The 10,650-nt window shown below is 60.3% G+C and carries 10 protein-coding genes; 4 read left to right on the forward strand and 6 right to left on the reverse strand.

What is annotated here, in order from left to right; translation table 11 throughout:
- Positions 1-179: 179 nt before the first annotated feature.
- From FKG94_RS27765 to gpmI, 3 genes are all read right to left on the reverse strand, one after another.
- On the reverse strand, positions 180-1,961 hold the full coding sequence (locus tag FKG94_RS27765; RefSeq protein WP_142930218.1) for an ExeA family protein: 1,782 nt from the start codon (positions 1,959-1,961) through the stop codon (positions 180-182).
- Positions 1,962-2,029: 68 nt separating this feature from the next.
- Entirely contained in the window at positions 2,030-3,238 is a 1,209-nt protein-coding gene (locus FKG94_RS27770; protein WP_142930219.1) for a murein hydrolase activator EnvC family protein, read from the reverse strand.
- 113 nt (positions 3,239-3,351) lie between these two features.
- A complete protein-coding gene (gene gpmI / locus FKG94_RS27775; RefSeq protein ID WP_142930220.1) occupies positions 3,352-4,896 on the reverse strand; it encodes a 2,3-bisphosphoglycerate-independent phosphoglycerate mutase in 1,545 nt (514 codons plus the stop codon).
- A 360-nt stretch (positions 4,897-5,256) separates the two neighbouring features.
- Between gpmI and FKG94_RS27780 the strand changes: the two genes are divergently transcribed.
- The 3 genes from FKG94_RS27780 (at position 5,257) to secB (ending at position 6,825) form a co-directional block, all read left to right on the forward strand.
- Positions 5,257-5,667: a rhodanese-like domain-containing protein gene (locus FKG94_RS27780; RefSeq protein ID WP_246125456.1), complete on the forward strand. Its 411-nt coding sequence runs from the start codon at positions 5,257-5,259 to the stop codon at positions 5,665-5,667.
- Between the two features lie 188 nt (positions 5,668-5,855).
- Positions 5,856-6,116 carry a glutaredoxin 3 gene (gene grxC, locus FKG94_RS27785; protein WP_142930228.1) on the forward strand — a complete coding sequence of 87 codons (261 nt, stop codon included), beginning with the start codon at positions 5,856-5,858 and terminating at the stop codon, positions 6,114-6,116.
- A gap of 205 nt (positions 6,117-6,321) precedes the next feature.
- Positions 6,322-6,825: a protein-export chaperone SecB gene (secB, locus tag FKG94_RS27790; protein ID WP_142930222.1), complete on the forward strand. Its 504-nt coding sequence runs from the start codon at positions 6,322-6,324 to the stop codon at positions 6,823-6,825.
- A gap of 48 nt (positions 6,826-6,873) precedes the next feature.
- Here secB and FKG94_RS27795 read toward each other — a convergent pair whose 3' ends face one another.
- From FKG94_RS27795 to FKG94_RS27805, 3 genes are read right to left on the reverse strand one after another with little or no spacing between them, the layout of a single operon-like run.
- Positions 6,874-7,191 carry an AzlD domain-containing protein gene (locus tag FKG94_RS27795; protein ID WP_142930223.1) on the reverse strand — a complete coding sequence of 106 codons (318 nt, stop codon included), beginning with the start codon at positions 7,189-7,191 and terminating at the stop codon, positions 6,874-6,876.
- Positions 7,188-7,916, reverse strand: coding sequence for an AzlC family ABC transporter permease (locus FKG94_RS27800; protein WP_142930224.1), 729 nt, complete (start codon positions 7,914-7,916; stop codon positions 7,188-7,190). Before FKG94_RS27800 ends, FKG94_RS27795 begins: the two co-directional genes overlap by 4 nt.
- A 46-nt stretch (positions 7,917-7,962) precedes the next feature.
- Positions 7,963-8,799 carry an AraC family transcriptional regulator gene (locus FKG94_RS27805; RefSeq protein WP_142930225.1) on the reverse strand — a complete coding sequence of 279 codons (837 nt, stop codon included), beginning with the start codon at positions 8,797-8,799 and terminating at the stop codon, positions 7,963-7,965.
- Positions 8,800-9,005: 206 nt separating this feature from the next.
- Between FKG94_RS27805 and FKG94_RS27810 the strand changes: the two genes are divergently transcribed.
- Positions 9,006-10,325, forward strand: a complete 1,320-nt coding sequence (locus FKG94_RS27810; protein WP_179957844.1) for a cytochrome P450 — start codon at positions 9,006-9,008, stop codon at positions 10,323-10,325.
- Positions 10,326-10,650: the final 325 nt, after the last annotated feature.

Genomic DNA, 10,650 nt, shown 5'->3' on the forward strand with positions numbered 1-10,650 from the left:
AATGAGCGACTGATAACGCCGCTGAGCGGCAAGAGAGGTCCAGCCCTCCGGGTTGGGCCTGAAGCGGCGCCACTCGTCGTTGCTCGTCGCTCATTTGATGCTACCAAACCACACTCCTCGCGCCTAGATTGGCGCCGCTTCAGGCCCAACAGAGCCAGCTCAAATAGTGTTAACAGGCCCTAGCCTTTTTCGTTGCTGCCATTGTGCGCGAGCGCACGCTTATCGAGTGTTTTATCAATACCCAGCTGGTCGTTGAGCTTCAGCAGGGTTTTTATTCCGACAATGCCGTCGGCGTCGATATTGTTACGCCGTTGAAACTGCTTGACCCGCTCCGACAGATGGCTGTCGAATTCTTCCCCCGACCAGACCCCGACGCCGCCGTCCATGCGTGCAAACGTGATCGCCAGCCACTCCACCGTGGAACTGCTGTCGCCCAAGCTGATGGGACGCCGGAAGTCCTCCGGCGGGCGCCAGATAAACAGAAACTCGCCGTCCCAGCTCTCGCCCAGGCTGGTCAGCGGCAGCAGGGCCGACTCGCCGTCAAAACTGATATTGGCCCGGGATCGCTCGATGCCGACCAGGGCCGCGTACTGGGTTTCCTCTGTATCCCGCGACCTCAGCGCCAGCACGGCCGGGCGGTTGATTTCGCGAAATTCGCGCCAGCTTTTTACCGTCTGGCGCTCGCAGCGCCAGCCCCGGGCGACGATGTCAGCACAGGGCGCCTGGGCCGGGTACTGGGCCACCCCCAGCGCCAGCAACAGTTGATTGAGCGCTTCTTCTTCGCTGGTGTACAGATAGGTCGCCGGGTCGGTGTCGATAGTGGCTACCGCGGGGGAGGGGGGCAGAGTCACGGCAACCGGTGCCGGGGTTGCGGGGCTCGACGGCGTCGCGTTAGCCGCCGTGGATGCTGGTGGCGGTGCTGACGGTGACGCCATCTGCGGCTCTGGTCTGGCGTTTGACCTTGGCTCCGGCCCCGGCTCAAATCCCGATCCCGCTATCGGCTCTGCCGGTGCGCTTGCCGCCACCGGCGGCGCGGCGGGTGTCGCGGTCAGCGGCCACTGCCACCAGGCGAGCCCGGCGATACCGACTATCAGCACACAGGCTGCCGCCACCGGCAACAGCAGGGGTTTGATCTCCACCTTGTCCGGGTCCTTGCCCATCACCTCGAGCGCGGCCTGCTTCAAGGTGCCGCGGTCCACCACAGTTTTACCCTGGGAGTAGGTGCCGAGCAGCATGCGGTCACACAGCACGTTGATAATACGGGGGATGCCGCCGCTGATGCTGTATATGCTTTTGATGATACCCAGTGAAAACGGTTGCTGGTTGGCCGGCAGGCCCGCCACCCGCAGGCGATGGGCGATATAGGCCTCAGTCTCGGCGAGGTTGAGGGGGTCGATATGAAAACGGGCGGTGATGCGCTGGGCCAACTGCCGCAGTGAGGGCTTGGCCAGCAGTGCCTGGAGTTCCGGCTGGCCGACGAAAATGATCTGCAGCAGCTTTTTGGTATTGGTCTCGAGGTTTGTCAGCAGGCGAATAGTCTCCAGCACTTCGTATTGCAGGTGCTGCGCCTCGTCGATAAGCAGGACAGTGTTGCGGCCTTTGGCGTGATTTTCCAGCAGAAACTGGTAGAGCCGCTCGTTCAGTTCTTTCAGGCTGCTGCTGCCGTCGGTGTCGATACCCAGCTCTTCGCACAGGGTGGCCAGCAGCTCGGCGGCGTCCAGGTAGGGGTTGAGGATAAAGGCTACATCGGTGTTGTCCGGCAACTGCTCCAGCAGGCAGCGGCTGACGGTGGTTTTGCCGGTGCCCACCTCGCCGGTCAGCAACACGAAGCCGCCGCCGACCCCGACCCCGTAGAGCAGGTGCGCCAGGGCTTCCCGGTGGCGCTCGCTCATAAACAGGTAACGCGGGTTTGGCGCAATGGAAAACGGCGGTTCCTGCAGACCAAAGTAGCGACAGTACATAGTGGGACCGCTAAGGTGAATCTATGGCCCGATATTATGCATCAACCGGGTCTGAAAGCCACGCCTAATCAGCCCCTGCACCAGTTGGCCGGGTTGGTGGGCTTGCCCCGGTGGCGAATCTCGAAATACAGGCCCGCCCGGGTCAGGCCGCCGCTCGCGCCGACATTGGCGATGGTCTCGCCGGCCTCGACCCAGTCGCCGGTGTCTTTGTAGAGAGCCTGATTGTGAGCGTAGAGGCTCATGTAGTCACCGCCGTGGTCGATAATCAGCAACAGCCCGTGACCGCGCAGGTAGTCGGAGAACACCACCCGGCCGTGGTGAATCGCCGCCACCGCGGTGCCGGCGCTGGCCCTGATCATCACCCCGTCCCATTTCATTTTGCCGGCGGCGCGGGTGCTGCCGAAGGTGTGGGCGAGGCGGCCGCGGGCGGGCCAGGCCAGTTTACCGCGCAGGCTGGCGAACGGGGTATCCTGCCCGGGCAGACTGAGGCCGGCCAGGGTATCGGTAACTTGGCGCAACACCTGTTCCAGCTCGGCGCGGTCGCGGGCGAGTTTTTTCAGGTTGGCGTCTTTATCGGTGATGGTGGCGTTGAGTTTGGCGAGGGTGCGTTGCCGCTCGGTCTGGCGGTCGGTCAACTGGCGGTGGCGCTGTTCGAGTGTGTTGCGTTGTTTTGCCAACTGCTCAGTTTTGTCTTTAATGCGCGGCTCGATCTGGTTCAGCTCGGCGATGGTGTCCAGGTAGGTGTCGATTTTATCGGCGCGGGCGTCGAGGAAATAATCGTAGTACTTTAACATGCGCGCCACCCGGGCCGGGTCTTCCTGGTTGAGCAGCAATTTCAGGTTGCCCTGCCGGCCCAGCCGGTAGGAGGCGTTGACCTGTTGGGCGATCTGGTGTTGCTGTTGACGCTGATCGCCGCGCAGTTGGTCGCGTTGATCGTTGAGTTGGTGCAGTTGCGCGTCCTGCTCTTTGAGTTCGCCTTTGATGCGTTCAATTTTCTTGATCAATTCGCCAATGTCGGTTTCCGATTGCTGCAGGTTGTTTTGCAGTTCATCGCGGGAGTCTTTCACCGAACGCAGCTCGCGCTGTAGTTGCTCGATGGCGTCTTGCAGCGATTTCAGTTTGGTCTGGTACTCGGTTTCACTGATCTGTTGTGCCAGGGCAGTAGAGGCGCAGAGCAGGGCGACGGCAAGCACCAGGTAGCGCCGCCCCGCTGTGGTGAGCTTGGCAGTAGCGCGGTGGAATGCGCGCAAGACTTGCTGCTGGACGATCTTTTTCATGTGGCCTGATCAACTCGGTCCGGTTTTTGCGGCAGGGTTAGGGTAGCGTCGTCGGGCGAAAGTAAACCCGGAAGCAACATACCCGGGCGGCCTTTTTTTGGCAAGTGTGCGCCTCAGTCGTCCAGTTTGACCAGGCTGGTGCCGGTCATGGGCGCCGGTTGCGACAGTCCCATCAGCGCCAGCATGGTGGGCGCTACATCGGCCAGGCTGCCGCCGTCGGTCATGCTGAGCGAGCGTTTGCCGACGTAGACAAACGGTACCGGCAAGGTGGTGTGCTGGGTGTGGGGCTGGCCCGATTCGGCATCGAACATCTCTTCCACGTTGCCGTGATCGGCGGTCACCAGTGCCTCGCCGCCGACTTTCTCGAGCGCGGCGAAGACCCGTCCCAGGCACTGGTCCACCACTTCAACGGCCGCCACCGAGGCGTCGAAAACGCCGGTGTGGCCGACCTGATCGCAGTTGGCATAGTTACAGATGATGGCGTCATAGGTGCCGCTCTCAATCGCCTCGACCAGTTTGTCGGTCACCTCGACGGCGCTCATCGCCGGTTGCTGGTCGTAGGTTTCCACCTTGGGTGAAGGCACCAGAATGCGATCTTCCCCGTCATAAAGTGCCTCCTGCCCGCCGCTGAAAAAGAAAGTCACGTGGGCATACTTCTCGGTCTCGGCGATGCGCAACTGGGTTTTACCCTGTTTGGCCAGGTATTCGCCGAGGGAGTCGACCAGGGCCTGGGGCGGGTAGGCACAAGGGGTATCGATATCCGCGGCGTATTCCGTGGTCATGACAAAATCCGCCAGGTGCGGGCGCTGGTCGCGCTCGAGGCCGTCGAACGTCTCCTCCACGAACGCGCGGGTCAACTGCCGCGCTCGATCGGGGCGGAAATTCATAAAAATAATGCTGTCGCCGTCGCGCACCCGGGCATCACCGGCGCTGTCGATAACGGTGGGTTTGACGAACTCGTCGTTTTCGTCCCGCTCGTAAGCGGCCTGTAAGGCCTGTAACGCCGTGTCGCTGTGATAATCGGCTGCGCCTTTGGTGAGCAGATCGTAGGCGGCCTGTACCCGATCCCAGCGCTGGTCGCGATCCATGGCGTAGAAGCGGCCCATCACAGTTGCCACCTTGCCCACGCCCAGGGCCGCCAGCTTGTCCTCCAGTTTCGCCAGTGAGGCCTCGGCACTGCGCGGCGGTGTATCGCGACCGTCTAGGAAGGCGTGCACATAAACGGTCTTGGCGCCGCGCCGGGCGGCCAGCTCCAGGATCGCGAGAATATGGTCTTCGTGGCTGTGCACGCCCCCCGGCGACAGCAGCCCGAAAATATGCAGGGCGCCACCGTTGTCTATCGCCTTGTCGACGGCGGCGCTGTAGGCCGGGTTGGAGAAAAACTCGCCGTCGCTGATGGCCTTGTTGATACGGGTGTAATTTTGGTACACGACCCGCCCCGCGCCCAGGGTCATATGGCCCACCTCGGAGTTGCCCATCTGGCCCTCCGGCAGGCCCACCGCCATGCCCGAGGTGTGGATCAGGGTGCTCGGCCGGCGCTGCCAGATGCTATCCCAGACCGGTGTGTCGGCGGCTTTGATGGCGTTGTAGTCGGCACTGTCGGAGTGGCCGAAGCCGTCCAGTACCAGGAGGGCCAGAGGTCTGTTGGTCGTCGTCATGTGAATCTGCCTGAATATCGTTAAAGCCTGCCGGGAACAGAACCCGTCGCTAACCCTGTTGCCTGTCTGCGGGGCACTGTCTATCGGCGCTATCTATCATCGGGCTATCGGCACCAGCTACCGTCGGGCTATGGCACTATCTATCATCGGGACCCCGCTGGAGTACCTGAGCGCACAGGGTGGTGGATTGCGCCGGCCGAAGAGTGGCAGAGTTTACCGGCTTAGTCCCGAGAACTCTACGGCTGTGCGGTTAAGCAACCGTATCCCTATGGTGTATACTGCGGCGCTTTCGTTAATTCCCGTGCCGGCGCAGTGGCGGTGCGGGTTATGGCAGGTCATGGCAAAAGGAAACCCAGGGGCGTGGAGTTTTTTGTATTTATCAGTGAGCAATGGTTACTCGTCAGTGTGTTGCTGGTGTTGATCTATGTGTTTACCTGGCGGGAAAAACAAAAAGGCGGCAAGGGGGTGTCGGCCCAGGAGGCGACCCGCATGCTCAACAGCGACAGCGCAGTCCTGGTCGACGTGCGCGAGGCGGCTGACTTCAAGGCCGGGCATATCGTCGATGCCGTCAATATTCCCCACAACAAGCTGGCTGAGCGGTTTGTCGAGTTGGAACCGCACCGGGAAAAGGTGGTCGTACTGGTCGATAAAATGGGCCAGCACGTGGGCAATGCCGGGCGCGCGTTGCGCGAGAAGGGCTTCGATGTGCGGCGTCTGGACGGCGGTATGGCGGAATGGCAGAACCAGAACCTGCCGGTGGTCAAAAAGTGACGCCGGGGGACCTTGCAGCCAGCCCGCGCCGGCGGCGCTGAAACCGGTCCAACGTTATTGCTGAATGTGCGGCCACTGTTTTAATTTACCCTGAGGTTCCCATGTCCGAGAAAGTCGTATCCGAGAAAGTCGCGCCCGAGAAGGCTGCGTCTGAAGACGTGGTGCCCGAGAAGGTGACGGCTGATCACATGGCGTCTGAGAAAGTAGTGATTTACACCACGCGCTTTTGCCCCTACTGCATCCGCGCCAAATACTTATTGGACGGCAAGGGTGTCGGGTATCGGGAAATACAGGTGGATTTCAATCCCCAACTGCGACGCGAGATGATGGCCAAGAGCGGGCGCCGCACCGTGCCGCAAATCTGGATCGGCGACACCCACGTGGGTGGCTGCGACGAATTGCTGGCGCTGGAGCGGCGCGGGCAACTCGACAGCCTGTTGACAGCTTGACCGATGGCCCGATGGCCCGGAAAGATTAGTTGGCGCACGGCGGTTGAATTCCGATCCGCTGCCCCCATACCTAGCCCTGGCACTGGGAAGGCATCTGCAGGCAAGCCTCTATAAAGCCTCCACTGAGATGTAACGAAACAAGATCATACAACTTCGTTAACCCAAGTTAACCCAAAATAAAATGACATGAGCAGGCAGAATAATTATGGCTGATGAAAACAGCACCGAAGCGGCAGCAGGTGATCAACAACAGGGGCAACAGCAGTTTGCCATGCAGCGGATTTATCTGAAGGATTTGTCTTTCGAAGCGCCCATGGGTGTGGAAGCTTTCAAAAAGCAGTGGAAACCCCAGGTCAACCAGGAACTCAACACCAAGACCAATCGGGTCGACGACGACAACTATGAAGTGGTGCTGACACTGACGATCACCGCCAAGATCGACGAGGAGACCGCCTTCCTCACCGAAATACAACAGGCCGGCCTGTTTCTGGTCAAGGGCATAGAGGGCCAGCAACTGGCACAGGTGCTCAACACCATGTGCCCGCAGATACTGTTTCCCTACGCCCGTGAAGCGGTCGACAACATCGTCACCAAGGGCAGTTTCCCTCCGCTGATGTTGCCGCCGATTAACTTCGATGCGCTGTTTGCCCAGGCCATGGCGCAGGCCAAGGCCAATGCGGGTGATGGCGAGCAGCCCACGGTCAACTAAGACTCGGGCACCGGGGGGCTCTCCGGTGTCGTTTGTTATTGCAATTCTTTACTGCAAGTAGTGCTTCAGTCCGAAAAACACCGGCATGCTGACGGCGACGGTCAGCAGGGTATTGCGGCTGAAGTAAGCCACCGTGACCGCCGTCAGCGCCGCCCACAGATAGATGTTGTCCACTCTCAGGTCAAGCTGCTGCCCGCGGGCAAACACAATCGGCGCGGTAATGGCGGTCAGCACCGCCGGGGCCGAGTAGCCCAGAAACCGCTGGGCGGCGTTGTTCAGGCGAATGGGTACCCGCGGCTCGAGAAATGCATAGCGGGTTGCAAATGTCACCGCTGCCATCAGCAACAGGGTCAACCAGATCGTCACGATGTTTTCCCCGTTGTCAGGAAGCCCACCGTCATGGCACCGAGGGCGGCGATGATGATTCCCCCCTCGATCTGCTGCACCTCGCAGAGCACCGCCAGCACCGCCGCCGTCGCCACGGTAGCCAATACGGCCAGGTTTTTGACCATCGGAACCACAATAGCGATAAAGGTGGCGGCGATGGCAAAGTCCAGCCCCAGGGTGTTGAGGTCGGGAATCATACGCCCGGCGATCAGGCCGAAAAAAGTCGTGATATTCCAGACCAGGTAAAAAGTAAAACCGACACCGAACGCATACCAGCGATTGAAGCCGCCGGCGCCCGGCGCCGGTTGGCTGGTCAGGGCGAACAGCTCGTCGGTCAACAGAAAGCCCAGCGCCAGACGCCAGCGTTTCGGTTGCCGGGCCAGGTGCTGGCGGTAGATCATCGAGTAGAGCAGGTGGCGGGAACTGATAAAAAACGTGGTCAGCAAAATACTGCCGAGCCCAGCGCCGGCTTTGATCAGACCCATGCCCACCAGTTGCGCGGCGCCGGCAAAGACCAGCAGCGACATCGCCTGTCCCTGGACCGGCGACAACCCCGACTCTATGGCCAGCGAGCCGGTCAACAAGCCCCAGGGGACCACCGCCACACACAGCGGCAGGGCCGCTACCGCGCCCCGCGAAAACGGTTGGATACGGGGCGCGCGGGTGTCCGGCCCGACCTTCGATGGGGTATCAGTGGATGGCATAGGCCCCTCGGTTACAGATGCATTGGGATGTCCGGGCCTCAGGCGCTCAGGCGCTCAGGCGCCGCTGCCGGTGTTGCAGGGCGTACTGTCCCGGCGTGGTGCCCAGCGCTTTTTTGAAGTGCCGGTGCATATGGCTCTGGTCGTGAAAGCCGGCTTCCACCGCGGCGGCGGCGAGGGATTTACGCTGGCGTATCAGCGTTTTGGCAAACCGCAGCCGCGCCTGTATCTGGTAGGCGTGGGGCGGCAGGCCGAAATACTGTTTGAACTGTCGCACCAGGTGGTAGGGGCTGAGCCCCGCCAGTGCGGACAGTTCGGTCAGTGACGTATCGGCGGCGGGGTGTTCGTCCAAAAACGCCTTCGCCAGTTGCAGCCGTGGCGGCGCCAGCACCACCGGCGCCGGGTCGCCGCGGCTGCGGGCGTGGCGCAGCACCAGTTGCGCCAGCAGGGTATAGACCATCGATTCGCGCTGCAGCCGATTGGTGGAGGTCTCCAGGGTCCTGATCAACATATCGAGCTGCCAGGCCAGCGCCGGGTCCTGCACTACCGGTTCGGGAAAGTAGGGGGTGCCTGCCAGGCGCTGTGGCTGTTCGCTCAAAACAGCGTCCATCTGCTCGGGCAGCGGATACATGGCGCGGTAGGCCCAGCCGCCCGCGGAGGCGGCACAGCCGCTGTGAATCTCATCGGCATTGACCAGAATAATGCTGTTGCGCGGGGCGATATGGTTGCCGCCGGTGCGGTAAAACTGCTGGGCGCCGGATTCGATCACGCCGATGGTATACCCCTCGTGGCTGTGGCGGGAGAATGTCTGGCGGCGGTAGTCGGCCTGTAATAGTTCCAGTCCGCCCAGCTCTGCCGCGTACCTGTAGGTTGCCTTCTCTGTCACTGTCAGTTTCCTAGCTGTCTTTTCTCTTTTGCATCCGGGGCAGTTGCCAGCATACCAAGCATATCCGTTATCGCCGAAAAGTTTTGTACAAAATTGCCCGATTGGCGGGGCTGGTCCCGATGCCCTGCCGGCAGGCCGTGTTGAAATGCGGCGGCTTCGGGTCCATTATCGGGCCTGCGGCCATTCATTTTGCGAGAATCTGCGTCATGACATCAGCGGTACGCGCCATCCCCGGTGAATCCGGCTGGCCGATTATCGGCCACAGCCTGCGCTATATAAAAAACTGCAACCAGCTCTATGATGAGATGTATGCGAAGTATGGCGCGGTTTACTACAACGATTTTCTAATGATCCGCAATATTCACCTGTTCAGCCCGGCCGGCAATGAGTTTGTGCTGCTGGATCGCGAGGGTAATTTTTCCAGCCGGCTGGCCTGGAACATACCGCTGGAGAAACTGTTTCCCAACGGGCTGATGCTGCGCGACGGGGAGGATCACAAGTTTCACCGGCGCCTGATGGCCGCACCTTTCAAGCGTGCGGCGCTGGCGGCCTATGTCGATGCCATGAATCCGGATATCGACAGCGTGACCACGATCTGGGGTCGGCGCGCCGATTTTTTGTTTTATCCCGCCATCAAGCAGTTGACCCTCGGCCTGGCGGCGAAAATCTTCCTTGGCGAAACCCTGGCCAGTGATGCCGATACCGTCAACCAGGCGTTTGTCGACCTGGTCGCCGCGTCACTGGTATTGGTGCGCTACCCGCTGCCGGGCACACCTTACCAGCGCGGTCTGCGTGGCCGGCGTCTGTTGGAGACTTACTTTCGAGCACGGATTCCCGGTAAAAGGCAGTCGCCTGACAGCGATATGTTTGCTGAGATCTGCCGCGCCCAAACGGAGAGCGGCGAGAGCTTCAGCGCTGAGGATATTGTCGATCATATGATATTCCTGATGATGGCGGCCCACGATACCACCACCAGTTCCCTGTCCAGTGTGTGCTACGCGCTGGCGCAGAATCCCGAGTGGCAGGCGCGGATTCGCGCCGATATTGACCGCCTGGGCGGGGATCGCCTGCATTATGACGATATGGATGAATTTACCGCTGCCGGGCTGGTGTTGAAAGAGGCACTGCGGTTGTATCCGCCCCTGCCGACGATCCCGCGTGCGGCTGTGCGCGACTGTCACTTTGACGACTACCGGATAGAGAAGGGTTCGATTGTCACTGTCAGTCCTTACTTTACCCATCGCCTGCCGGAGATTTGGACTCGCCCCGATGAGTTTGATCCCGAGCGGTTCGGCAAGGCGCGGGCGGAGCATAATCGACACCGGTTCGCCTGGATACCCTTTGGTGGCGGCGCGCACAAGTGTCTGGGGCTGAACTTTGCCGAGTTGCAGGTGAAGCTGGTGTTGTTTTACCTGCTCAGAAAGTATGAATTGGCGGTGGTACCCGGTTATAAGATGCCCTATCGGCCCTCGCCGATCGGCAGGCCCGGCGATGGTCTGCCGTTGATTCTGAAGCCTTTATCGTGAGTTTTTTGCGGGAGCAAGCCACATCTTTACTGGATACGTTACTCGAAAAACGTCCCCTTTTTGTTTCGGTCTATGCGTCAAGGTAATCAAGACCCATAATGTCGTTCTCTGTCGCTCCATACTCCTTTAACACTTCATTTAACCAAATTTGGAAAATGCCTGCTTTTACTTCATATTCTCCTCTATTAGGATCAAAAGCTAGGGCCTGTTCACACTAATCAGCCTGTCGGCGATCAGTGAAAAGTTAATGAAAAACCTGAAAACCACATCAAGCTTGTCGAATCGGCTAAAGATTCTTCGGAATCCTTTCAGGCGTCGAAACAGG

The sequence above is a fragment of the Exilibacterium tricleocarpae genome (genome assembly GCF_007004655.1).
Classification (GTDB): Bacteria; Pseudomonadota; Gammaproteobacteria; order Pseudomonadales; family Cellvibrionaceae; genus Exilibacterium; species Exilibacterium tricleocarpae.

Excerpts from the sequence above, each read along its gene's own strand:
- FKG94_RS27765 (WP_142930218.1), bottom strand. The coding sequence starts at position 1,961 with ATGTACTGTCGCTACTTTGGTCTGCAGGAACCGCCGTTTTCCATTGCG.
- FKG94_RS27770 (WP_142930219.1), bottom strand. The coding sequence starts at position 3,238 with ATGAAAAAGATCGTCCAGCAGCAAGTCTTGCGCGCATTCCACCGCGCT.
- gpmI (WP_142930220.1), bottom strand. The coding sequence starts at position 4,896 with ATGACGACGACCAACAGACCTCTGGCCCTCCTGGTACTGGACGGCTTC.
- grxC (WP_142930228.1), top strand. The coding sequence starts at position 5,856 with ATGGCGTCTGAGAAAGTAGTGATTTACACCACGCGCTTTTGCCCCTAC.
- secB (WP_142930222.1), top strand. The coding sequence starts at position 6,322 with ATGGCTGATGAAAACAGCACCGAAGCGGCAGCAGGTGATCAACAACAG.
- FKG94_RS27800 (WP_142930224.1), bottom strand. The coding sequence starts at position 7,916 with ATGCCATCCACTGATACCCCATCGAAGGTCGGGCCGGACACCCGCGCG.
- FKG94_RS27810 (WP_179957844.1), top strand. The coding sequence starts at position 9,006 with ATGACATCAGCGGTACGCGCCATCCCCGGTGAATCCGGCTGGCCGATT.